General features: G+C 65.6%; 20 protein-coding genes and 1 pseudogene. 9 read left to right on the forward strand and 12 right to left on the reverse strand.

Going from position 1 to position 23,779, the window contains the following annotated elements; translation table 11 throughout:
- Positions 1–10 precede the first annotated feature (10 nt).
- The 8 genes and pseudogenes from ABIB26_RS05265 to ABIB26_RS05300 all read right to left on the reverse strand — a co-directional run bounded on the left by ABIB26_RS05265 (position 11) and on the right by ABIB26_RS05300 (position 9,190).
- The gene (locus tag ABIB26_RS05265) at positions 11–883 is read right to left on the reverse strand and encodes a sugar phosphate isomerase/epimerase family protein (RefSeq protein WP_354240246.1); all 873 of its coding nucleotides are present in this window, start codon (positions 881–883) and stop codon (positions 11–13) included.
- Positions 884–957: 74 nt separating this feature from the next.
- Positions 958–1,971 (reverse strand): Gfo/Idh/MocA family protein, encoded by a 1,014-nt coding sequence (locus ABIB26_RS05270; RefSeq protein ID WP_354240248.1) that lies wholly within the window; start codon positions 1,969–1,971, stop codon positions 958–960.
- Positions 1,972–2,011: 40 nt separating this feature from the next.
- On the reverse strand, positions 2,012–2,929 hold the full coding sequence (locus ABIB26_RS05275; protein WP_354240250.1) for a sugar phosphate isomerase/epimerase family protein: 918 nt from the start codon (positions 2,927–2,929) through the stop codon (positions 2,012–2,014).
- Between the two features lie 177 nt (positions 2,930–3,106).
- Positions 3,107–4,615 (reverse strand): annotated as a pseudogene (locus ABIB26_RS05280) (CoA-acylating methylmalonate-semialdehyde dehydrogenase); the annotation flags it as partial.
- 35 nt (positions 4,616–4,650) lie between these two features.
- Complete coding sequence (iolD, locus tag ABIB26_RS05285) at positions 4,651–6,579, reverse strand: 3D-(3,5/4)-trihydroxycyclohexane-1,2-dione acylhydrolase (decyclizing) (RefSeq protein ID WP_354240252.1); 1,929 nt, start codon at positions 6,577–6,579, stop codon at positions 4,651–4,653.
- Positions 6,580–6,618: 39 nt separating this feature from the next.
- Entirely contained in the window at positions 6,619–7,569 is a 951-nt protein-coding gene (locus tag ABIB26_RS05290; protein WP_354240254.1) for a Cgl0159 family (beta/alpha)8-fold protein, read from the reverse strand.
- Positions 7,566–8,579, reverse strand: coding sequence for a 5-dehydro-2-deoxygluconokinase (iolC, locus tag ABIB26_RS05295; protein WP_354240255.1), 1,014 nt, complete (start codon positions 8,577–8,579; stop codon positions 7,566–7,568). The genes ABIB26_RS05290 and iolC overlap by 4 nt, the downstream gene beginning before the upstream one ends.
- 206 nt (positions 8,580–8,785) lie before the next feature.
- Positions 8,786–9,190 carry a tautomerase family protein gene (locus tag ABIB26_RS05300; protein WP_354240257.1) on the reverse strand — a complete coding sequence of 135 codons (405 nt, stop codon included), beginning with the start codon at positions 9,188–9,190 and terminating at the stop codon, positions 8,786–8,788.
- A 293-nt stretch (positions 9,191–9,483) separates the two neighbouring features.
- Between ABIB26_RS05300 and ABIB26_RS05305 the strand changes: the two genes are divergently transcribed.
- The 8 genes from ABIB26_RS05305 (at position 9,484) to rbsD (ending at position 16,492) form a co-directional block, all read left to right on the forward strand.
- The gene (locus tag ABIB26_RS05305) at positions 9,484–9,846 is read left to right on the forward strand and encodes an ArsR/SmtB family transcription factor (RefSeq protein WP_354240259.1); all 363 of its coding nucleotides are present in this window, start codon (positions 9,484–9,486) and stop codon (positions 9,844–9,846) included.
- The gene (locus ABIB26_RS05310; protein ID WP_354240261.1) at positions 9,843–10,316 is read left to right on the forward strand and encodes an SRPBCC family protein; all 474 of its coding nucleotides are present in this window, start codon (positions 9,843–9,845) and stop codon (positions 10,314–10,316) included. Before ABIB26_RS05305 ends, ABIB26_RS05310 begins: the two co-directional genes overlap by 4 nt.
- A gap of 215 nt (positions 10,317–10,531) precedes the next feature.
- The gene (locus ABIB26_RS05315; RefSeq protein ID WP_354240262.1) at positions 10,532–11,563 is read left to right on the forward strand and encodes a LacI family DNA-binding transcriptional regulator; all 1,032 of its coding nucleotides are present in this window, start codon (positions 10,532–10,534) and stop codon (positions 11,561–11,563) included.
- 1 nt (position 11,564) lies between these two features.
- The gene (locus ABIB26_RS05320) at positions 11,565–13,118 is read left to right on the forward strand and encodes a sugar ABC transporter ATP-binding protein (RefSeq protein ID WP_354240264.1); all 1,554 of its coding nucleotides are present in this window, start codon (positions 11,565–11,567) and stop codon (positions 13,116–13,118) included.
- 77 nt (positions 13,119–13,195) lie between these two features.
- Complete coding sequence (locus ABIB26_RS05325; protein WP_354240266.1) at positions 13,196–14,167, forward strand: ABC transporter permease; 972 nt, start codon at positions 13,196–13,198, stop codon at positions 14,165–14,167.
- 62 nt (positions 14,168–14,229) lie between these two features.
- On the forward strand, positions 14,230–15,174 hold the full coding sequence (locus ABIB26_RS05330; protein ID WP_354240268.1) for a substrate-binding domain-containing protein: 945 nt from the start codon (positions 14,230–14,232) through the stop codon (positions 15,172–15,174).
- Between the two features lie 11 nt (positions 15,175–15,185).
- Entirely contained in the window at positions 15,186–16,112 is a 927-nt protein-coding gene (locus ABIB26_RS05335) for a ribokinase (RefSeq protein ID WP_354240270.1), read from the forward strand.
- Positions 16,109–16,492, forward strand: coding sequence for a D-ribose pyranase (rbsD, locus tag ABIB26_RS05340; protein WP_354240272.1), 384 nt, complete (start codon positions 16,109–16,111; stop codon positions 16,490–16,492). Before ABIB26_RS05335 ends, rbsD begins: the two co-directional genes overlap by 4 nt.
- Before the next feature lie 187 nt (positions 16,493–16,679).
- On the opposite strand, the gene sucD is transcribed toward rbsD, so the two are convergent.
- The 4 genes from sucD to ABIB26_RS05360 all read right to left on the reverse strand — a co-directional run bounded on the left by sucD (position 16,680) and on the right by ABIB26_RS05360 (position 23,018).
- Positions 16,680–17,582, reverse strand: a complete 903-nt coding sequence (gene sucD, locus ABIB26_RS05345; protein ID WP_354240274.1) for a succinate--CoA ligase subunit alpha — start codon at positions 17,580–17,582, stop codon at positions 16,680–16,682.
- A 12-nt stretch (positions 17,583–17,594) separates the two neighbouring features.
- Positions 17,595–18,764, reverse strand: coding sequence for an ADP-forming succinate--CoA ligase subunit beta (gene sucC, locus ABIB26_RS05350; protein WP_354240276.1), 1,170 nt, complete (start codon positions 18,762–18,764; stop codon positions 17,595–17,597).
- Between the two features lie 437 nt (positions 18,765–19,201).
- Positions 19,202–21,721, reverse strand: coding sequence for a DNA helicase PcrA (gene pcrA / locus ABIB26_RS05355; RefSeq protein WP_354240278.1), 2,520 nt, complete (start codon positions 21,719–21,721; stop codon positions 19,202–19,204).
- A 439-nt stretch (positions 21,722–22,160) separates the two neighbouring features.
- Positions 22,161–23,018 carry an inositol monophosphatase family protein gene (locus ABIB26_RS05360; protein WP_354240279.1) on the reverse strand — a complete coding sequence of 286 codons (858 nt, stop codon included), beginning with the start codon at positions 23,016–23,018 and terminating at the stop codon, positions 22,161–22,163.
- A gap of 78 nt (positions 23,019–23,096) precedes the next feature.
- Between ABIB26_RS05360 and ABIB26_RS05365 the strand changes: the two genes are divergently transcribed.
- On the forward strand, positions 23,097–23,756 hold the full coding sequence (locus tag ABIB26_RS05365; protein ID WP_354240280.1) for a hypothetical protein: 660 nt from the start codon (positions 23,097–23,099) through the stop codon (positions 23,754–23,756).
- Positions 23,757–23,779: the final 23 nt, after the last annotated feature.

Consider the following 23,779-nt stretch of genomic DNA (forward strand, 5'->3'; position numbering starts at 1 on the left):
AGCTCAGCCGCTATTGGACGCTTGAGACGTACTCCTTGATGGTGTTCAGCTGGTACCGGGATACCTCCCGGGCGTTGTCGTCCTCGGCAAATACGCTGGAGACCATGACCGAGTCGTCCCGGTCAAGGAACCCGTTTTCCGACAGGCCGCCGAAGAACTCGTCCCAGTTCACGTCGCCGTCCCCGAGCCTCAAGTGCTGGTGAACGCGCACGGCGTTGCCTGGCGGATTGGTGATGTAGCGGAGGCCATGGGAGGCATGGTGGTTCAGGGTGTCGGATACGTGGACCACACGAAGCCGGTTCCCGGCCGCCTGCATGATCGCCTCCGGGTCATCCTGCATGTGGAACGTATGCGAGGCCACGTAGACCATGCCGATGTTCGGCGAGTTGACGCCGCGTATCACGCGCAGGGCGGCCACGCCCTGCTCTACGAAGTCGTCCGGGTGCGGGTCGATGGCCACGTGCAAGTCCTCGCGCTCGATGATCGGCAGCAGCTCCTCCATGGACCGGTAAAAGGCCCGCTCGGATTCCTCCGCCCTCTCGGGGCGGCCGTTGAACTCGGTGTTAATCTGCCGGACCCCCAGGTCCACGGTGATCTGGATGGCTCGCTTCCAGTAGCGGACCGCGGCTTCGCGGGCGTCCTCGTCCGGGCCGGACCAGCGCAGCACCGGCAGCACGGAGGCGATCTCAATGCCTGCATCAGTGCACGCATTTTTCAGCTGGCGGACGAGGGCGTCGTCCGCCTTGGGGTGGTTGAAGAACGGGATGAAGTCCGGGTGCGGCGTCAGCTGCATGTACTTGTACCCGAGGTCGGCCACCAGCTGGGGGAACTCCAGCAGGCTGTGGCTGTGGTGGAACGGCGTGGGGTCGAGCGCAATTTTCACGGTGGTCACTCCATTGTGGGTCAGGCGGGCAATCGTGGGAGGGGCGGAATCGCTTCCGCCGCTCCCTATGTTCCTTAGCGGTACAGGGCCGGCTTGGCGTTCAGGACGACTGCAACCTTCTGGCCGTTCTTCTGCGCCTCAACACCGGCCTCGCAGCAGGCGGCGGTGGCGTACCCGTCCCAGGCCGTCGGGCCGCCGATTTCGCCGCGGAGGGCGGCGTCCACCCAGGACTGGATTTCGACGTCGTACGCCGCGCCGAAGCGCTCCTCGAAGCCGGGGGTGACGGTGCCGCCCCAGCGGCCGGCGCTGCGGGTGTACGGTCCCTTGTCCCCGCCGATGCTGACGATGCCGTCTTCGAAGGAGGCCTGGGTGGCGACTTCGTAGCCGAACTTGGCGTTGACGTAGATCTCGACGTCGGCAAGGACGCCGGACTCGGTCTCGATCAGGACGTGCTGCGGGTCGTGCTGGCCGGCAGGGGCGTTCCTGGTGGCCTTGCCCAGACGGACCTGGACGCTGGTGATTTCCTCGCCCGTGAAGAAGCGGATCGCGTCGAATTCGTGGACCACTGAATCGTTGATCAGCATCTCGTTGGTGAAGCCTTCGGGCGTACTCGCGTTGCGGTGCTGGTGGTGCAGCATCAGCAGTTCGCCGAGTTCGCGGTCGCGGATCACGCTGCCCAGAGCCGCGTATTCGGCGTCGAACCGGCGCATGAAACCCACCTGGATGCGTTGGTGGCCCAGCTGTTCCTCGGCCTGGACGATCTTCCAGGCCGTTTCTGCATCCGGGGTCAGCGGCTTTTCGCACAGGATCGGGATGTCTTTGGCGATTGCCTTGAGCAGGATGTCTTCGTGCAGGAAGCCCGGGGTGGCGATCAGGACGGCGTTGACGTCGCCGTTGTTGAGGGCTTCTTCGGCATCGGCCAGCGCCACGGCGCCCGGGATGCCTCCGATGGCTGCCTGGGCACGGGCAAGGTCGACGTCGACGACGGCGGCAACTTCCGCGCCGTGGATGCGAGAGTTGAGCCGCTGGATGTGGTCTGCGCCCATACGGCCGGCGCCGATGACAGCTACGCGAAGGGTTTCAGTCATTGTTCTTTCCTTTGGGTTCAGGAGGGTTAGTTGGCTGCGTCTAGTTGACGGCGGTGCGGGAGCCGCAGGAGAGCAGATAATTGCGGGTCCGCTTGGCTATCGGCATCGGGACGTCGAAGGCGACGGGGTACATGTCCTGTTCCACGATGCCGAAGATCGGCCGGTCCAGCGCCTCGACGGCCTCGATGACGGCGCGCAGGTCCGGCAGTCCGTTCGGCGGTTCGGTCATGACGCCGGCCAGGTTGGCAGCGGCCCAGGTCATCTTCTCCTCGTTGACCTTTATGAGGATGTCCGGGTTGATCTGCTTGAGGTGCAGGTACCCGATCCGGTCCGGGTAGTTCTTGATCAGCTCCAGGCTGGAGGCGCCGCAGTATTCGGCGTGGCCGGTGTCCAGGCAGAGGTTGAGGTACTTCGGGTCGGTGGCGGCGAGAAGGGTCTCGATGTCCTCTTGCGCGCCGACATGGGAGTCAGCGTGGGAGTGGAACTGCTGCTTCAGGCCGAAGTCCTCCAGCAGGGTCTTGCCGAGGCGGTTGTGGCCGGCGAAAAGGTCGGTCCACGCCTTCCCGGAGAGTTCGCCGCTCTCGACGGCTTCGCCGGTGACGTCGTCGCGCCACATGGCCGGGATGACCACGATGTGTTCCCCGCCCATGGCCGCGGTGAGTTCTGCAACCTTGCGGGCCGGCTCCCAGGCCGCTTCCCACTGGTCCACGCCCCTGTGGAAGGCCGTAAACACGGTGCCCGCGGTGATCTTCAGGTCGCGCTGCTTTAGTTCCTCAGCCAGGCGGGCGGGTTCGGTGGGGAGGTAGCCGTAGGGGCCGAGCTCGATCCACTTGTAACCGGACTCGGCCACTTCATCCAGGAAGCGCTCCCACGGGGTCTGCTTGGGGTCATCCGCAAACCAGACGCCCCAGGAGTCCGGCGCGGTGCCGATGATCAGCTTGTTCTCTACTTCAGTCATCACAGCGTTGTCTTTCTCTTGCGAGCTTGGGTGGTCGGTGGTCGGTGGTTAGTCGCGCCGCCCGCGGCCTTCGGTGTCGTCATCGGCGCGTCCCGGAACCGCGTCCTCTCCGTGACGCAACTCGTCAGGGAGGCCCTCGGCGATGCCGTCGTGGCGCACCGCGTGGCTGTCGTCGGCGTGGGACGGGAAGTTGTAGGAGGCGCCGGAGGCGTGGGTGGGCTCGGGCCATCGTGAGGTGACCACCTTGCCGCGGGTGTAGAAGGAGACGCCTTCGGGTCCGTAGATGTGCTTGTCGCCGAAGAGGGAGGCCTTCCAGCCGCCGAAGGAGTGGTACGCCACCGGGACGGGCAGCGGCACGTTGATGCCGATCATGCCCACGGTGACGGAGCGCTGGAACTTGCGGGCGTGGGCGCCGGAGGAGGTGAAGATGGCGGTGCCGTTGCCGTACGGGTTGGCGTTGATCAGGGCGATCCCGGCATCCAGGTCCTCGACGCGGACCACCACGAGGACGGGTCCGAAGATTTCCTCGGTGTAGGCGGTCATCCCGGTCGTGACGTGGTCCACGACGGTGGGGCCGACCCAGAAGCCGTCCTCGTGGCCGGGGACGACGAGGTCGCGGCCGTCCACGACCATGGCGGCGCCGGCGGCTTCGGCTTCCGTGACGATCTTCACGATGCGGTCCCTGGAGGCCGGGGTGATGACCGGGCCCATTTCGGCGCCGGGGGCGGTGCCGTTGTCGACCTTGACGGCCAGGGCGCGCTCCTCGACCTTCTTGACCAGCAGCTCGGCGGCGTCCCCGACGGCGACGGCGACGGAGATGGCCATGCAGCGTTCGCCGGCGGAGCCGAAGGCTGCCGCGGCGAGGTGGTCGGCGGCGTTGTCGAGATCGGCGTCGGGCAGGATGATGGCGTGGTTCTTCGCGCCGCCCAGGGCCTGGACGCGCTTGCCGTGCGCGGTGGCGGTCTCGTGGACGTACCGGGCGATCGGGGTGGAGCCGACGAAGGAAATGCCGTCCACGTCCGGGTGGGTCAGGAGACCCTCGACCGTTTCCTTGTCGCCGTGCAGGACCTGGAAGACGCCGTCGGGCAGGCCCGCCTGCTTCCAGAGTTTGGCCAGCAGCATCGAGGCGGAGGGGTCACGTTCGGAGGGCTTGAGGATGAAGGCGTTGCCCGTGGCGATGGCCATCGGCGCCATCCACAGCGGCACCATGACGGGGAAGTTGAACGGGGTGATGCCCGCAACGACGCCGAGCGGCTCGCGGAAGGAGAAGACATCGATCCCGGTGGAGACCTGGTCCGAGTAGTCGCCCTTGAGCAGGGTCGGGATGCCGCAGGCGAACTCTACGACCTCCAGGCCACGGCCGATCTCACCCTTCGCATCGGAGAGCACCTTGCCGTGTTCGGCGGTGATCAGCTCGGCCAGCTCGTCAACATGGGCGGCGACGAGCTCGCGGAACTTGAAGAGCACGCCGGTGCGCTTCGCCAGGGAAATATCGCCCCAGCTGGCCGCAGCTGCCTTGGCGGCCGCCACGGTGGCGTCCAGGTCCGCCCGGTTGGCCAGCCGCAGCTCCGCGGAGACGGCGCCAGTGGCGGGGTTGTAGACGGGCTGGGTGCGGTCGCCCTCGCCTGCAGTCTCAGCGCCGTTGATGAAGTGGTGGATGGTTTTAGTGGTGGTCGTCGTCGACATATAAAAGGACTTCCTTGGTCTGTTACTGAAGGGGTTCAGCCCAGCAGCTTGCGCTGTCGGTTCTTGTGGTCGGTGTAGGTCTTGAAGGCCTGCCGGGTGGATTCGAGCTCGGAGACCTGGGAGACCGGAACGTCCCACCAGGACTCGGAGCCGGGGGCATCCAGCAGCGGATCGGATTCGACGTGGATGACGATCGGGCCGCCCTTTTCCGGCGCAGCCTTGGCATCGCGGATGGCCTGTTCGAGCTCGGCTATGACCTTCTCCCCCGGTTCGATCCGGATCACCTTCACGCCGAGACTTTCGGCATTCAGGGCGAGGTCCACGGGGAGCCTTTCGCCTTCGTCGAAGCTGTGGTGCTCCTCATCCAGGGAGCGGTACTGGGTGCCGAAGCGCTGGGAGCCCAGGGACTCGGAGAGCGAGCCGATGGAGGCGTAGCCGTGGTTCTGGATCAGGACCACGATCAGTTTGATCCGTTCGGCGACGGCGGTGACGAGCTCGGTGTGCATCATGAGGTAGGAGCCATCCCCCACCATGACAACGACGTCGCGCTGCTCGCCGCCCGCTGCCGCCTCCGCCAGCGTTGCGCGCTTCACGCCGAGGCCGCCGGGAATTTCGTAGCCCATGCAGGAGTAGGCATATTCCACGTGGTAGCCGAAGGGGTCGCGGACGCGCCACATCTTGTGCAGGTCGCCCGGCAGGGACCCGGCCGCGCAGATGACGACGTCGTGGGCGTCCATGGCGCGGCTCGTGGCGCCGATGATCTCGTTCTGGGCCGGCAGCGGCGTGAACCGGGTATCGAAGGCTTCATCGACCGTGGCGTTCCAGCGGGTCTTCTCGGCCGCGATGGCCTGTTCCAGGTCCGCGCCGATGCGGTAGCCGCCCAGGGCCTGGTTCAGCTTGACCAGTGCCTTGCGGGCGTCGGCGACGATCGGCAGCGCTGTGCCGTGCTTGTAGGCATCGATCGGCGCGACGTTGATGTTGATGAACTTCACGTCCGGGTTCTGGAACGCGGTGCGGGACGCGGTGGTGAAGTCCTCGTAGCGGGTGCCGATGCCGATGATGAGGTCCGCTTCGGCGGCGATGGTGTTGGCCGCGGTCGTGCCGGTGGAGCCGATCGCTCCGACGGAGAACGGGTGGTCCCAGGGCAGGACGCCGACGCCGGCCTGGGTGTTGCCCACCGGGATGCCGGTCAGCTCCACGAACCTGGCGAGTTCCTCGTTGGCGAAGGCATAGAGCACGCCGCCGCCGGCGATGATGAGCGGCCGCTTGGCGGCACGGATGGCCTCGGCGGCGCGGCGGATGTCCTCGTCGTCGGCGTCCGGGCGGCGGATCCGCCATTCGCGTTCGGCCAGGAATTCCTCGGGCACGTCGAAGGCCTCGGCCTGGACGTCCTGGGGCAGCGAGATGGTGACCGCGCCGGTCTCGGCCGGGTCCGTCAGCACGCGCAGGCCGTGGTGGAACGCGGAGAACAGCTGTTCCGGGCGGGAGACCCGGTCGAAGAACTTGGACAGCGGCCGGAAGGCGTCGTTGACGGTGACGTCGTAGGCATCCGGGCGTTCGAGCTGCTGCAGCACGGGGTCGGCGGCGCGGGTGGCGAACGTGTCACTCGGCAGCAGCAGCACCGGCAGCCGGTTGGTGGTGGCCAGCGCCGCACCGGTGAGCAGGTTGGTCGAACCCGGCCCGATCGAGGTGCTGATCGCGAACGTCTGCCGGCGCCGCGTGTGCCGGGCATAGCCGACGGCCTGGTGCACCTGGGCCTGCTCGTTGCGGCCCTGGTAGTACGGCATGATCGTGGGATCGAGGTGCTGGTACTGCTTCAGGGCCTGGCCGACGCCGGCGACGTTGCCGTGGCCGAAGATGCCGAAGGTGCCCGGGATCAGCCGTTCCCGGTAGTCCTGGCCGCCGATCCTGTCGACGGTGTACTGCTTTGACAGGTATTCCACCACGGCCTGGGCGACTGTCATTCTGCGTGTTGCTGTTGCAGTTCTCATTCCCATGGGAAGTTACTCCGATACTTCTGCGGTGCGGTTAAGGAGGGAGGCTGCGGTTGCCACGGCGCCGGCGACGTCGCCGTCCTGCGGATACAGGAGGGTCCGGCCCACGGTGAGGCCCTGGACACCGGGGAGGGCCAAAGCGGCCTCCCAGCTGGCGAAGACCTCGTCCTGGGTGCTATCCGGGTCCCCGCCCAGCAGCACGGTCGGCATGGTGGTGGCCGCCATGACGCGCTCCATGTCGGCCACCACCGGCAGCTTCATCCAGGTGTAGGCGCTCGTGGAACCAAGGCCTTCGGCGATGGCGATGGACTTGATCACGGCGTTGGTGGAGAGGTCGTTGCGGACCTTGCCGTGTTCACGGACGGAGAGGAAGGGCTCCACCATGGCGATCAGCTTTCGCTCGGCAAGCGAATCGATGGCCTTCGCTGTGGCTTCGAGCGTGGACACCGTGTCCGGGTCCCCGAGGCAGATGCGGGTGAGCATCTTGCCGCCATCGGCGCCCAGCGCTTCCAGCGCGGCGGCCGTGTGGCCGGTGAAGCGGTCATCGAACTCGTTGACCAGGCCGGAGAGCCCGCCGCGGTTCATCGAACCGAAGACCAGCTTCCCGTCGAGCGCACCCAGCAGGAGGAGATCGTCCATGATGTCCGGAGAGGCCAGGATGCCGTCAACGAGCGGATTGGCCAGCGCAATCTGGAGACGGTCCAACAGTTGACGGCGGTCCGCCATGGCCACGGGATCGTTTCCCACGGCGAGGGCGCCGCGGGCCGGGTGGTCGGCGGCAACAATGAAGTTCTGCCGGCCGTACTTGGGGCCGGGATGGCGGCGGCGGGCCATCGCCGCCCGCACGATTGCGTCCGGATCCTCCAGGCGGATGGTGCTCAGGTGCGTGTAGCGGCGGGGATCGTCATCCGCCGTGGTGGTTGACGGCGTCGTTGTTGAGGAGGCGGGGTCGCGAGTCACAGTGCTGCTCCTTCGGGGGCATAGTGGCCGGGAAGAAACTGGCCCGGAGCCATACGGCCGCGCTCGGCCAGCAGCGAGGTGACCTCTTCCGGCGTCGGCATGGCATCGGCGCAGGACAGACGGGACGCCACAATGGCGCCTGCCGCGTTGGCGAAATCCAGGACCTCGGCCAGCGGCCAGCCGGACAGCAGGCCGTGGCAGAAGGCTCCGCCGAAGGAATCGCCGGCGCCCAGGCCGTTGACGGTCTCCACCGGGACGGGGGCGGATACAACACGCTCGGTGCGGGTCTTGGCCATCACGCCTTCGGGGCCGAGCTTGACGACGGCGATTTCCACGCCGGCGGCCAGGAGTCGGTCTGCCTGCTCGTCGGGGGTGCCTTCGCCGACAGCGACCGCGCACTCTTTGTCATTCCCGATAGCGACGGTGACATGCGGGAGGATCTTGGCAACCTGGGCGCGGGCTTCCTCTTCGGAGGCCCAGAACATGGGGCGGTAGTCGAGGTCCAGGATGGTGTACTGCCCCTGCTTCAGGCCGGTGCGGGGCCGCGCTTCATGGGCCTTGAGGTGCGCCTCGCGGCTCGGCTCCTGGCACAGGCCGGTCACGGTGGACCAGAAGATTCCGGCGACCCGGATAGCCTCGAGGTCCAGTTCTTCGGCCTTGATCTGCAGATCCGGCGCGGTGGGGAAACGGTAGAAGTAGAGCGGGAAGTCTTCCGGCGGCTTGATCGCGCAGAAGGTGACCGGAGTGGGCCATTCCTTCACCGCGGTGACGAAGGAATCGTCCACGCTGAACTTACGCAGTTCGCGGTGCAGATAGTTGCCGAAAGGGTCATCGCCGGTGCGGGTGATCACTCCGGTCCGGCGGCCATGCCGGGCAGCGGCAACAGCCACATTGGACGGGGATCCCCCCAGGTACTTTCCGAAGGACGTGACATCCTCCAGATCCACCCCGATGTCATTCGGGTAGATATCAACGCTGATGCGCCCGATCGTGAGCAGTTCGTGGGTCACGGTGATCGTGGACCTTTCTCGTTTGAACTCTGTACCTCTACACAGCTGGGGCTTCGGTGCTTTGCGGGCCGGCGTGAGCCGGGACACATCCACTACTTTGCCCTAGAATTCATGTCCTGTCAAAGGTTTGTACTGACATATTTACAACTTGCCATAGGGTCCCCACATGGTGCCGAAGCCCGGCGTTCCGGGAGGCGAACCCGGTTCTATTTCTTGGGGACGACCAGCTCGCCGGTGACATACTGGGCGCGGCCAAAACCAAAGGACCAGTCCTCCGCACTGTTCTCGACATAGCCGATGAACACATCCTCGCCGCCGACACCCATGGCCGCCAGCTTCCCGGCAATGGCAGCAAACAGGGACTGCTTGGACTCCCGGCCGCGTCCGCCCTGCGTGAAGATCTGGATCATCACCACATCCGGCGTGCGCTCGAATCCGAGGCCGGCGTCCTGGGCGAAGATCTGCCCCTGGGGGTGCTCGGTCAGCACATGGAAGTAGTCCCGCTCCGGAATGCCATATTCGGCCAGGATGGCGTCGTGGATGCCCCGACTGAGCGCGCGGAGCTGCTCCGGTGTACGGCCCTGGTTGACGTCGATTCGTACAAGAGGCACTGGCGTCTCCTTCATAGTTTGTCCTGACATACTAACAAAGTAAGAGGTGCGGGCGCAAGGCTGTTCCCCCAGGACACAGCAACGCGGACACAGCAACGCGGGGTCACTCCGCGCCCATCGCGCGGCCTGGGACCGGCGCGAAGTGACCCCGCGTTGGGGTCTTGCGCAGGCCGGACGCCGGGCGTAGCGTTAACAACCTAGAGGTTGATCAATGACTCGATTGACAACCCGCAGATTGACAACCGCGGCTTGCCGGCCAAAGACGGCGCTCTTGGACGAGGAGGTGGGCACCAGTGGATTCCGGCGACGACGAACATCTCGACTCGGCCTTCCTGGCCCTCGCCGACCCCATCCGCCGCCGCATCATCGCCCGGCTCAGCCGCGGCCCGGCCACCGTGAACGAACTGGCGGAACCTTTCGCGATCACCAAACAGGCGGTCTCGAAACACATCCAGGTCCTCGAGCAGGCGCAGCTGGTCACGCGCACCCGTGACGCCCAGCGCCGGCCCGTCCACCTGAACCCCGCACGGCTGGAGGCGCTCACCGCATGGATCGACCAGTACCGGCTGGTCCGCGAGGGGCAGTTCCGCAGCCTTGACGCCGTGCTCCAAAACCAAGCCGCGGCCCGCGGCACACAGGCAAAGGACCCATCATGACCAACGCCCTGAAAGTCACTGTTCCGGAGGGACTGCCCTTCATCGATTTCGAGCGGGAGTTCGATTTTCCCGTCGCCGACGTCTTCCGGGCCCACAAGCAGCCCGAACTGGTGGCCCAGTGGCTCGGACCGCGGCGGCTGCGGATGGAGATCGACCACTACGATTTCCGCACCGGCGGCAGCTACCGCTACACCCACACCGGACCGGACGGCGCCACGTACCGCTTCAGCGGGGTCTTCCACACGGTCCGCGAGAACGAGTTCGCCATCCAGACCTTCGAGTTCGACGGCTACCCCGATGTGGTCAGCATCGAGTTCCTGACCTTCCAGGATCTTGGCGGCGGCCGCACCCGGCTGACGGCCCACTCCGTCTACCCCAACATGGAGGCCCGGGACGGCATGGCCCAGTCCGGCATGGAAGGCGGATTGACCGAAGGCTACGAACGGCTCGAGGAAGTCCTGGCCAAATAGCCCGCAAAGCACGACGGCGGCCGGCCACCTTCGTTGAGAAGGTAGCCGGCCGCCGTCGTGCCCGAAGCCCCCTCCCCTCCAGTGATGCTTGACGCATCCGAGGCAGTGTCCTACACTCATGGAATCCATTCATGGAATCGGTTTCATGGAATCGGTTCCACAGATTGTCTGGCAAAAATTAGCACAGAAACGGCCCACACAAAGGAGTGTCTGAGATGGTCACAGTCACCATCAAGGATGTCGCAGCACTGGCCGGAGTCTCCCCTGCCACGGCATCACGAGTGCTGTCCGGACACCCCGCGACGTCCAGTGGTTCCAGGGCAAGGGTTACCGCCGCCGTCGAGCAGTTGGACTTCCGCCCCAATGCCCAGGCCCGTAGCCTCCGTTCCACTAGAACCAATGTTGTTGGTCTCCTCGTCTCGGACGTGCGCAACCCGTTTTTCGCCGATCTGGCGCACGCCGTGGAGCAGGCGGCCCTGGAAGCGGGGTACGTCATCTTGCTCGGCAACGCCAATGAACTCGAAGACCAGCAGAACCGCTTCCTCGATACGCTCATTGACCAGCGTGTGGACGGTGTGATTGTGGCGCCTCAAGGTGACGGCAGCGGTTCCATCCGTTCGCTTCTCAACCGCGGGATTCCCATGGTTTTTGTGGACCGAAGGGTGGACGGTGTTGATGTCCCCAGCGTTACGACGGACAGCCGCGAGGGAATACAGCAGGCCGTGGCGCACCTTGCGGACCAGGGGCACCGCCGGATCGGATACATCGCCGGACCGCAATCGATTTCCACGGGCCGGGAGCGCCATAGCGCTTTCACCGATGCGCTGCGTACGGCTGGACTCGACCACGACCCTGCGCTGACAGCATTCGGAAACTTCCAGATTGCCAGCGGCGCAGCCGCCACGGAACAACTGCTTCAGCTCAACTACCCGCCCACGGCCATCCTCGCGGCCGACAGCCCCATGGCTGCCGGTTCCGTCGCCAAATTGCACGAGATGGGCCTGCGGATCGGCCGTGACATTGCCCTCGTTGCGTTCGACAACATCGATTGGTTTGCCCTGCTCAATCCCCCGTTAAGCGTCATTTCGCACAGCGTTGAAGACATGGGCCGGATTGCCGTCGAGCTCTTGGTGAACGTCATCGGCGGCGGCCAACCTGCTTCCGTCTCGCTGCCAAGTGAGCTCATCATCCGCGAGTCCTCCTCCCACCGCCTTCCTGCTCCGCTGAACCCCCAGAGGAATAACTGACATGACTGATCCATCCGCCCACCGCAACGCCGCGCAGAACCCGGGCCAGCCGCTGGTCACACTCAAAAACATCAGCAAGTCCTTCGGGCCCGTCGCTGTCATCAAAGGCGTCACCGTCAATGTCTATCCAGGCAAAGTACAGGTGCTCCTCGGTGAAAACGGCGCAGGAAAATCCACGCTGATCAAAATCATGGCCGGCGTTTACCAGCCGGATGAGGGCCAGATTCTTATTGGCGGCAAGGCTGTCACGCTCCCCAACATCCGTGCGGCGGAAGCTCATGGCATTGCCACCATCCACCAGGAACTGAATCTGGTGCCCAGCATGAGTATTGCTGAGAACATCATGCTGGGGCGCACCCCGAAGAAGTACGGCATGGTGGATCGGCGTGAATTGCGCCGCCAAGCCCAGGCTGCCCTGGACCGGATTGGTCTCAACGTTGACAGCGACACTTTGGTCGGTGAATTGGGAATCGCCCAGCAGCAGCTGGTGGAGATTGCCAAGGCGCTGAGTATCGACGCCCAGGTGCTGATTTTGGATGAGCCGACGGCGGCCCTTACCAAGCATGAAACCGAGAACCTGTTCCGGGTGGTCGAGGAGCTCCGGACGCACCAGGTGGGCATGCTGTTCATCAGCCATCACCTTGAGGAGGTTGCCGAGATCGGCGATTCCGTCAGCGTACTGCGCGACGGCGAGTTCATCGCCGAGGTGCCCGGCTCCACCCCCGAAGACGAACTGGTCCGGCTGATGGTTGGCCGCAGCATCGACGATCAGTTTCCGCGACGCGCTGGGGAGGACGCCTCAGCCCAGAACGTCCTCAGCGTCGAAGGACTGAGCTCGAAGGGCCGGTTCAGCGATATCTCCTTCAGCGTCAAGGCCGGCGAAATCGTAGGAATCGCAGGCCTGGTCGGAGCAGGGCGAACGGAGGTCATCCGCGCTATCGCCGGCGTCGACCGCCACGACGCCGGGACCGTGAGCATACGCGGCACCAGGCTCCCCAAAGGCGACGTCGGAGCGGCGATTGCCGCCGGCGTCGGGCATGTCCCCGAAGACCGTAAGGTCCAGGGGCTGGTATTGGACGCCTCCGTGAACGAAAACCTTGGCTATGCCACGTTGAAATCCAGCTCGAAGCTGGGCTTGGCGGACTTTGCCGGCCAGCGACGCAAGGCCGAGGAGATTGCCAAGACCCTGCGGATCCGGATGCACAGCATCGACCAGCCCATCAGGTCCCTCTCCGGCGGCAACCAACAGAAAGCTGTCTTCGGCCGCTGGATCATGGCCGGCTCCACGGTTCTGCTGCTGGATGAGCCCACCCGCGGCGTCGATGTGGGCGCCAAAGTGGAAATTTACGAACTGATGAACCAGATCACGGCTGCCGGCGGCGCCGTGGTGATGGTGTCCAGCGAGCTTCCCGAAGTACTCGGAATGAGCGACCGCATTCTTGTGATGCGCGACGGCGAAATTGCCGGCGAACTCTCGGCCGCCGATGCCACGCAGGACGCCGTCATGACACTCGCCGCGCGGGATATCGGCCCCCAAACGGATGCAAAGCCATGAACCGGTCCTCAACAACCCCACTGAACTCACAAGACGCGCCAAACCAGACCGCGCCAAACCAGACAAGGAACACCAACATGTCCACAGCCACCCTGGCCCAGCCTAAGCCGGGCTTCGATATCAAGAAGTTCCTGGCCAACAATGGCGCCCTGGTGGGCCTGTTGGTCTTGGCCCTCGCCCTGTTCATCATTACCCCGGATTTCCTCACCGGCCCCAACCTCCTGAATATTGGCATTCAGGTTTCCACCATTGCCATCCTCGCGTTCGGCATGACCTTCGTCATTGTGGCCGGCGGGATTGACCTTTCAGTGGGCTCAGTGGCAGCCCTCAGCGCCATGGTCTCCGGATACATGTTCGTTTCCGCGGGACTCCCTGGTGGGCTCGCACTCCTGATCGGCCTGCTGACCGGCCTGGTGGTTGGCATGGTCAGCGGCCTTGCCAGTGCCTACGGAAAACTGCCATCGTTCATCGCCACCTTGGCCATGCTCAGCATCGCCCGCGGCCTGACGCTCGTCATCTCGGACGGAAAGCCGATCAAAACCGCTCCGGAAGTTTCCTTTCTCGGCGGAAGCATTGGCCCTGTCCCCACACCCATCATTGTGATGGTCATCGCTGCCGGAATCGCCTCCTTCATCCTGAACCGAACGGTCATTGGCCGCTCCATGTATGCCGTTGGCGGCAATGCCGAGGCTGCCCGGCTTTCCGGCCTGCCGGTCAAGCAAATCACCGTGACCGTGTTCGCCCTGGCCGGGCTGTTCGCTGCCTTGGCCGGCCTGCTGCTGGCCGGCCGCCTGGACTCAGCCCAGCCGCAGGCTGCGGCCGGCTATGAACTTGACGCCATTGCCGCCGTCGTCATCGGTGGAGCATCGCTAGCAGGTGGTCTCGGGAGAATCTCCGGAACCATCGTCGGAGCACTCGTGCTCGTGGTCATCCGCAATGGCCTGAACCTGCTGAACGTCACATCGTTCTGGCAGCAGGTAGTGATCGGCTTGGTCATTGCCCTGGCCGTCGGCATCGACGTTCTTCGCCGCAAAACCCGCTCCAGTTAGCAACCTCCCAGGACTTTCATCTCCCCGCCACAAACAACCTCCCCACGAAAAAGGAAAGAACAATGAAGCTCTCACTCCCCCGCACCGTGGCCATTGCCGCCACTGCCGCCTTGCTCCTCACGGGAGCCACCGCCTGCAACCGAGGCGGTGATTCTGCCACCGGCAGCAATCCCAAAGCCGTTCTGGCCCTTTCCACCTTGAACAACCCGTTCTTTGTTGAGGTCCGCGATGGCGCCTTGGCCGCAGCCAAGACGGCCAACATCCAGCTGGATGTTGTTGATGCCCAGAACGATTCAGCCACCCAGGCCAATCAGCTGGCCAATGCCCAGACGGCCGGCGCGAAAGCCGTGATCGTCAACCCGGTCGATTCAGACGCCGCCTCGGCATCCGTATCGGCCCTGATCAAAGCAAACATTCCCGTCGTGGCCGTGGACCGCACGGTTAACGGCGTGACCCTGAGCTCGCTCGTGGCCAGCGACAACGTGGCCGGCGGCAAGCAGGCTGCCGTTGAACTCGCCGCCGCACTGGGCAACAAGGGCAGCATCATCGTCCTCCAGGGTGTTGCCGGAACCTCCGCCAGCCGCGACCGCGGCGCCGGCTTCACTGAGGGCTTGAAGGCCTTCCCGGACATCAAGATCGTGGCCGAGCAGACCGCCAACTTTGACCGGACAGCTGCCCTGGATGTCACCACCAACCTGTTGCAGGCCAACCCCGGCGTCACCGGTGTCTTCGCCGAAAATGACGAAATGGCTTTGGGCGCTGTCCAGGCCTTGGGCGCCAAAGCAGGTGCCGAAGTCAAGGTCGTAGGCTTTGACGGCACCACGGATGGGCTTGCAGCCATCAAGAACGGCACCATGGCAGGCAGCATTGCCCAGCAGCCGGCGAAATTGGGGCAGCTGGCAGTCGAGCAGGTCGCCAAGATCCTCAAGGGCGAAAAGGTTGAAGCGACCGTACCCGTAAGCGTTGTCACCGTGAACAAAGCCAACGTTGGCGAATTCAGCAAGTGACGGAACAGCAGGTGACAGAACAGCAGGCCGGGAAAGTCACCGTAGTCGGTTCCATCAACATTGATCAGGTGGTCCGGGTGGAGCGTCATCCGCTCCCGGGCGAGACGCTGCTGGGCAGCTCCATTATGCTGCTGCCAGGCGGCAAGGGCGCCAACCAGGCCGTGGCCGCCGCTCAGTTAGGGGCCGCTGTGAGCCTCGTTGGGGCGGTGGGAGGCGATTCAAGCGCCGCCCTGGCCACAAGCCTGCTGAGCAAGGCGGGCGTGGATCTCGGTGCTGTCAGGACGGTGGACGGCCCAACCGGGCTGGCGGTCATTTGTGTAGCGGACGGCGGCGAAAACACCATCGTGGTCATCCCCGGTGCCAACGCTTCGATGGACGCTCAAGCCGTTCAGGCTGCAGCGGCGCAGATCGCGGAAGCCGCCGTCGTGGTTTTGCAAGGCGAAATTCCTGCCGACGGAATCGCGGCAGCGGCGGCGTTGGCGTCCGGCCGGGTGCTCCTGAATCTGGCTCCGGTTGTGTCCATCGACGCTGCCGTCATCCGCTCGGCAAATCCCCTGGTGGTCAATGAACACGAGGGCGAGCTGGTGCTTTCACAGCTGGATCCGGAGGCGGTACATCCCGCCGATGACGAAGCATTGGTCAGTGCGCTCCGGGCGCAGGGCATAGCTTCAGTTGTGCTGACCAGAGGCGCCCGCGGCGCCATTTGTTCGGACGACGCCGGCACGTTCCTCGTGCCGGCCCCGCGGGTCAGCGCTGTGGACAGCTCCGGCGCCGGCGATGCTTTTGTCGGCGCGCTCAGCGTCCGCCTGGCTGCCGGAGAGTCGCTGCTGGACGCTTCGGCCTTTGCGGCCAAAGTCGGCGCCTTCGCGGTGCAGGGCCACGGAACCCAGCCTTCGTACCCGAAGCTGTCCGATCTCCTGCCGGAGCCGGCGCAGTGAAGCGCGGCGGAATTCTGCATGCCGAGCTCAACGCGGCCGTGAGCCGCCTGGGGCACGGAGATCTGGTGCTGTTGGCGGACTGCGGCATGCCGGCGCCCGCCGGTGTTCCGGTGGTGGACCTGGCACTAGTCCATGGTGTGCCCCGTTTCGAACAGGTTCTGGCTGCTCTCCTGGACGATCTCGTCTTTGAAGGCGGCGTCATGGCCCAGGAGGTCCGCGGCACCGAGGCGGAAGGGTGGGTCAGCAGCCGCTTTGAGCAGGTGAGCTACGTCAGCCACACGGAGCTCAAGGAGCTGTCCGGCTCTGCCAAACTGTTCATCCGCACGGGCGAGGCAACCCCGTACGCCAACGTTCTGCTCGCATGCGGCGTCCCCTTCTAGATTGATTTCCGCTTAAAGTTCGACGGCGGCTGCCCACCTTCCCGGGGAAGGTGGGCAGCCGCCGTCGAACGTTAAACCGCCGTCGAATGCTAAACCGCAAGTCGAACGTTAAACAGCGACGCGGGGCCACTTTCGGCGTGCTCCACCCGATGGGATGGGCCGTAAGGGACCCCGCGTTGCTTCGGACCTAGAGGGTCGCGAAGACCTCGCGCAGGAGCTTGGCGGTCTCGGACGGCGTCTTGCCGACCTTGACGCCGGCAGCCTCGAGGGCTTCCTTCTTGGCCTGGGCGGTGCCTGCGGAACCCGAGACGATGGCGCCTGCGTGGCCCATGGTCTTGCCTTCCGGAGCGGTGAAGCCGGCCACGTAGCCGACAACCGGCTTCGTGACGTGTGCCTTGATGTAATCAGCGGCACGCTCCTCGGCGTCGCCGCCGATTTCGCCGATCATGACGATCGCCTTGGTCTCCGGGTCTGCCTCGAAAGCCTCGAGGGCGTCGATGTGGGTGGTGCCGATGACCGGGTCGCCGCCGATGCCGATGGCGGTGGAGAAGCCGAGGTCGCGCAGTTCGTACATCATCTGGTAGGTCAGCGTGCCCGACTTGGAGACGAGGCCGATGGGGCCCTTGCCCGTGATGTTGGCCGGGGTGATGCCGACGAGGGCCTCACCCGGGGTGATGATGCCGGGGCAGTTCGGCCCGATGATGCGGGTGACCTGCTTGCCGTTGGCATCGACCTTGGACTGGGCCAGCGCCCAGAACTCGGCGGAGTCCTGGACCGGGACGCCTTCGGTGATGACGACGACCAGGCCGATGCCAGCCTCGATGGCCTCCATGACGGCGTCCTTGGTGAAGGCCGGCGGCACGAAGACGATGGAAACGTCAGCGCCGGTCTCCGCGATGGCTTCCTTGACGGTGCCGAAGACGGTGATCTCCTTGTCGCCGTGCACCACCGTGCTGCCGGCCTTGCGGGCGTTGACGCCGCCGACAATGTTGGTGCCGGCCTTCAGCATCAGGGCGGTGTGCTTGGTGCCTTCGCCGCCGGTGATGCCCTGGACGATGACCTTGGAGTCCTTGTTCAGATAAATAGACATGATTGAGTCGCCTTACTTCGCTGCGTTGGCGAGCTCGGCAGCCTTGTCGGCGCCCTCGTCCATGGTGGCGGCCAGGGTAACCAGCGGGTGGTTGGCCTCGGCCAGGATGCGGCGGCCTTCCTCGACGTTGTTGCCGTCGAGGCGGACTACCAGCGGCTTGTTCGCGGAGTGGCCCAGCTCGGCCAGTGCACCGACGATGCCCTTGGCGACGGCGTCACACGCGGTGATGCCACCGAAGACGTTGACGAAGACGGACTTGACCTGCGGGTCGCCCAGGATTACGTCGAGGCCTGCAGCCATGACCTCGGCGGAAGCTCCACCGCCGATGTCCAGGAAGTTGGCGGGCTTGACGTTGCCGTGGTTCTCGCCGGCGTAGGCAACGACGTCGAGCGTGGACATGACCAGGCCGGCACCGTTACCGATGATGCCGACTTCGCCGTCCAGCTTGACGTAGTTGAGGTCCTGCGCCTTGGCCTTGGCCTCGAGCGGGTCAGCAGCGTCCTTGTCTTCAAGGTGCGCGTGCTTGGGGTGGCGGAAGTCCGCGTTCTCGTCGAGGGAGACCTTGCCGTCGAGGGCAACGATGTCGCCGGCGCCGGTCAGGACCAGCGGGTTGACCTCCACGAGGGTGGCGTCTTCCTTCTTGAAAACGTCCCAGAGCTTCAGGATGACGCCGGCCACCTTGCCGCGCAGTTCCTCGGCGAAGCCTGCTGCGGCAACGATTTCGTCAGCCTTGGCCTGGTCGATGCCGACGGCCGGGTCGATCGCGATCTTGGCCAGGGCGTCGGGACGCTCAACGGCGAGCTGCTCGATTTCCATGCCGCCTTCAACCGAGCACATGGCCAGGTAGTTGCGGTTGGCCCGGTCCAGAAGAACGGAGAAGTAGTATTCCTCGGCGATGTCCGCACCCTGGGCAATCATGACCCGGTGGACGGTGTGGCCCTTGATGTCCATGCCGAGGATGTTGGTGGAGTGTTCAAACACCTCGTCGGCGGTCTTAGCGACCTTGACGCCGCCGGCCTTGCCGCGGCCTCCGGCCTTGACCTGCGCCTTTACGACAGTTACGCCGCCGATTTTCTCGGCAGCTGCCTTTGCTTCTTCAGGGGTGTGCGCCACGATGCCAGCAAGCACGGGTACACCGTGCGCCTCGAACATATCGCGCGCCTGATATTCAAACAGGTCCACGGGTTAGTGTCCTTCTACGTCGAAGTAGTTTCTGTACAGCCGGACCCCACGTTCTCGCGGTTACCGGGCTGCGGAATAAACGCACCCTGCGACTGGCTTGGAAACGAGCCACACGGCGCAATGCTCCTTTCGGAACTCTAGTCCTTTCTCGGGACCAGCCCGTCCCAGAGTACCGGTTATGTGAGTAACGACACTATTCTATGAAGCGTAGAAAAACCGCTAGATTACGGGGTTTTTGGGGCTACTGACGGCCCCTGGGGGGCTTGTTTTCCGGCGTCCGAGATCAGTTCGTAATGGTCCCTCGAAATGAAGAAGGCGACGCCCGCGGAGATGTTTCCGCAGGCGACACCACCGTTGCCGCGGCGCTGCGCAGGACGTTGCGCTCCAGGTTCCGGCCGTCTTCGGCGGCGGACCCCCGAATCAGGCGCCGGGCCCGGTCACGCGTCCAGCTTTGTCAGCGGCGCGTACCGGAGCAACAGGCGCTTCTCGCCGATTTCGAAGCTGACCTTGGCCACGGTCTTGTCCCCGGCGCCCTCGACGGCCAGGACGGTGCCGTTGCCGAAGCTCGTGTGGTTGACCTTGTCCCCGACACTGACCGCAACGATCTCCTTCTGCGGCTGCACGCGGTTCTTGGCGATGGCGGCCGGGACGTCGGCGTTGAAGCCTGCGGACGGGCTGGCCTCGGCGCCGCGGGCGGCACCGGCGCCCCAGGACGATCCGCCGTAGCGGCTGGAGCCGATCGAGGCGCCGCTCCCCCAGCTGCCGGTCTGGCGGTGGGAGCCTTCGCGCTTCCATTCCACGAGCTCGGCGGGGATTTCCTCGATGAACTGGCTCGCGGGGTTGTACTGGCTCTGGCCCCACATGCTGCGGACCTCGGAGCGGGTCAGGTACAGGCGCTTCCGGGCACGGGTCAGGCCCACGTAGGCCAGCCGGCGTTCCTCGGCCAGTTCCTTGGGGTCCGTCGCGGAGCGCTGGTGCGGGAACAGCCCGTGTTCCATGCCGGTGAGGAACACCACCGGGAACTCCAGCCCCTTGGCGGTGTGCAGCGTCATCAGCGTCACGACGCCCAGGCGCTTGGCCTCGGCCACGGCGGCTACGATGTCTTCGGCGGTCCCCGCCGGCGCGTCCGGGATCTGGTCGGCGTCCGCCACGAGGGACACCTGCTCCAGGAAGGCCCCGAGGGAGCCTTCGGGGTTGTCGCGTTCGTATTCACGGACGACGGCGACGAGTTCGGCGAGGTTCTCCACCCGGGATTCGTCCTGCGGGTCGGTGCTGGACCGCAGCCCGGCGAGGTAGCCGGTCTGTTCCAGGACGGCCTCCAGGGCCGCGGCCGCGCCGGAGCCGGAGGCCACCTCGGCCAGGTCGTCGAGCAGTTTCACGAAACCCTGCACCGCGTTGACGGACCGGGTGGCCATGCCGGGCGCCTCGTCGGCGCGGCGGGCGGCGGCCATGAAGGAGATCCGGTCGCGCTGGGCGAGCGAGGCCACGGCGCCCTCGGCACGGTCGCCGATGCCGCGCTTGGGTTCGTTGAGGATCCGGCGCAGGTTGACGTCGTCGTCAGGGTTGACCAGTACGCGCAGGTAGGCGAGCGCGTCCTTGATCTCCTTGCGCTCGTAGAAGCGGGTTCCGCCGACCACCTTGTACGGCAGCCCGACGCGCACCAGGACGTCCTCGATGGAGCGGGACTGGGCGTTGGTGCGGTAGAAGATCGCGACGTCGCCGGGGCGCAGGTCACCCTCGTCCTGCAGCCGGTCGATTTCCTTGGCGATGAACTGGGCCTCGTCGTGCTCGTTCTCGCCCACGTAGCCGACGATCTTCTCGCCGTCGCCCTCCGCCGTCCAGAGCCGCTTCTCCGGCCGGTTCGGGTTGCGGGAGATGACCGAGTTGGCCGCGCTGAGGATGGTCTGGGTGGAGCGGTAGTTCTGCTCTAGTTTGATGGTGCGGGCGTCCGGGTAGTCCTGCTCGAACTCCACGATGTTGCGGATATCGGCGCCGCGGAACGCGTAGATGGACTGGTCCGAATCGCCGACGACGGTGAGCTCGGCCGCGCCGGGGCCTTCGCCGACGATCTCGCGCACCAGGGCGTACTGGGCGTGGTTGGTGTCCTGGTACTCGTCCACCAGGACGTGCCGGAAGCGGCGCCGGTAGGAGTCCGCCAGGGCCGGGAAGGCCCGGAACATGTAGACGGTCTCCGCGATCAGGTCATCGAAGTCCATGGCGTTCGCCTGGCGCAGGCGCTGGGTGTAGCCCGTGAAGACCTCGGCGACGGCCTGCTGGAAGGGATCCTTGTGGTTGGCGCTGGAGGCGTAGGAATCGGCGTCGATCAGCTCGTTCTTGAGCGAGGAGATCTTGTGCCGGATGGCCTTGGGGGCGAACTTTTTGGGATCGAGGTCCAGGTTCTTGGCCACGAGCGTGATCAGCCGCAGCGAATCCGCGGCATCGTAGATGGAGAAGTTGGAGCTCAGGCCGGCGTTCTTGGCCTCGCGGCGCAGGATCCGGACACAGGAGGAGTGGAAGGTGGAGATCCACATGGTCTTGGCCCGGCCGCCGAGCAGGGCTTCAACCCGCTCCCGCATTTCGGCCGCGGCCTTGTTGGTGAACGTGATCGCCAGGATCTCGCCGTGGTGCGCGCGCCCCGTGGCGATCAGGTAGGCGATCCGGTTGCTGAGCACCCGCGTCTTTCCGGAGCCGGCGCCGGCCACAATCAGCAGGGCGCTGCCGGCGTGCTTGACCGCTTCCTCCTGGGGCGGGTTGAGCCCCTCCAGGAGCTCCTCCGCGCTGGGAAGGCGGGGGCGGTCCCGGTCCCCCGCGTTGCCGCTCGCGGCGCGGTTGGGATCCCACCCGGCTGGGGATCCCACGGCCGCCGCGCCTGTTCCGGCGGACGATTTGGTGGCCGCCGCCGTCCTGGAGGCAGCTTGGAAGGGTCCGTCGGCGAAAGGGTCAAACAACATATCCATGGTGTTAACAAGTCTAGGCGGTGCCACTGACCGCGGAGTCCGCCCCCTCGGGGACATGCCCTCCCCTGCCCGTGTCCGCTGGACATATGCCCCTCATGTCCATTCCTCGCAGCCAGGATTGAGCATGTCCCACGGAATTCGTGGCGAGGATTGGACATGTCCCGTTCACGCATCAAGGACTGGGCGTGTCCGGTCCCGGCGCAGGTCGGGACATGTCCACTCCTGGCGCCCTGGATTGAGCATGTCCCGCGTACTCGCAAGACCCCGGAGCAGCATGTCCACCCTTGTCCGCGACCATTGGACACTTAGCCAATATGTCCACGCACCGCGGCCAAGACTGAGCATGTCCCCTGGGGGACCCGGAGCGGGACTCGAGCATGTCCACGCACCGCGGCCAAGAATGAGCATGTCCCACGGGGCAGGGGCTGAACGGCCGAAGTCAGCCCGCGGAGCCTGACTCGAGCGCGGCGCGGAGCTGCCGGACCGCCGTCGTGCCTCCGGCGAGGAACCACTCCAGTCCGTTGACCCGGACGACGTCGGCCGCGCCGCCGGCCGCCAGAACGATCGCCTTCCCCGGCAGCCAGTCCCATTCAGGGCAGCTGTGCTGGAACCAGCAGCCCAGCTCGCCGTCGGCCACGCGGCCGAGGTCGCACGAGCCCGAGCCGAACATCCGCAGCGCGGCAGCGGACGTTGCAGCGGCGTGCCAGGGCATGGCGCACATCGGATCGGCGAGCCAGCCGGGGTGGATGTAGGTGCCGGCACCGAGTTCGGACAGCGGAGTGTCCGAACGGCCCGCGCCCCCGGTGCCCCGCGGCTGGAAGGCGGTCAGCCGTTCCCCGTTGAGCGTTGCGGTCCGGGCCGTTCCGCCGAGCCAGAGCTTCTCCTCCTCCGGCTGGAAGACCGCACCCAGCAGTACCCCGGAGGCGTCCTTCAGCGCAATCGCCGAGCACCAGTACGTCGACCCGTGCAGGAAGTTGTACGTTCCGTCCACTGGATCGATGACCCAGGTGCGGCCGCTGGTGCCGGCCACGGACGCGCCCTCTTCACCGAGAACGCCGTCGTCGGGGCGGCAGCGCAGGAGCTGTTCCAGGACGTAGGCCTCGGCAGCATGGTCGGCGGCGGTGACAACATCCGAGATGGACGTCTTCTGCCGTCCTTCCAGCCCGGCCTGCCGCATCAGCAGCGCCAATTGGCCGGCCTCCCGGACCAGGGCTTCCGCCAGCTGGTAGTCATCCAGGCCGGGGTCGAGATCTGCGGTGCTGTGCCGGCCAAGCCGGTGTTTTCCTAGTTCAGTCACGCGTTCCAGCCTATCGGCGGCGGATGGCGGTGAACAGACAGCGCCGGTCCGGCGGCCCGGGCGGGCGATAATGGAGCCATGGCCAAGACACCCGCACAGCGGATCAAGAAGCACGGCTCCAATGCAGCCGTCCCTCAGCACCACCTGCCGTCCGTGATCAATCCCAGCACCAGCCGGACCCCGCAGAAGGCGCAGAACAACAGCAACCTGATCCTGATCGCCGGAGTCGTGGCCAGCCTCTTCCTGTTCTGGTACCTCCACCTGCTCACCCTGAACCAGCTCACCCAGCTCTCCGGCGGCCTGCCGATGCCGGACTCGCTGCTCGGGGGCTTCGACCAGGGCTTCGTGGAGCGGCTGCGGGACGCCACGGATCAGGACGCCGTCGGGCAGCTCAACTACGTCCACAAGACGGCAGGCACGCTCTTCCCGCTGATCTTCGGTTTCACCTGGCTGCTTCTCATTGGCATCAACGTGGCCCGGAAGGGACTGCGCTGGGCGCTGTGGGCCATTCCGCTGCTCTTCGCCGCCGTGCGGCTGTGGGGCAACACGGCCATTGACGCCATGATGTCCGCAGACGCGGTCGACGCCGGCCAGGTTGCCCTCGCGTCGGGGCTCACCGTGGCTGGCTGGGTGCTGCTGGTGCTGAGCCTGGTGGCAGGTGCCGCCGCGGTGTTCCTGGGCCGGAAATCCGCCCACCCCGCGCCCACGGGTCGGTCCGCGGGACATGCCCAGTCCTAGCAACGGCAACTGGGCATAGTCCC

This window comes from Arthrobacter sp. UYEF20 (assembly GCF_040546335.1).
Taxonomy (GTDB): Bacteria; Actinomycetota; Actinomycetes; order Actinomycetales; family Micrococcaceae; genus Arthrobacter.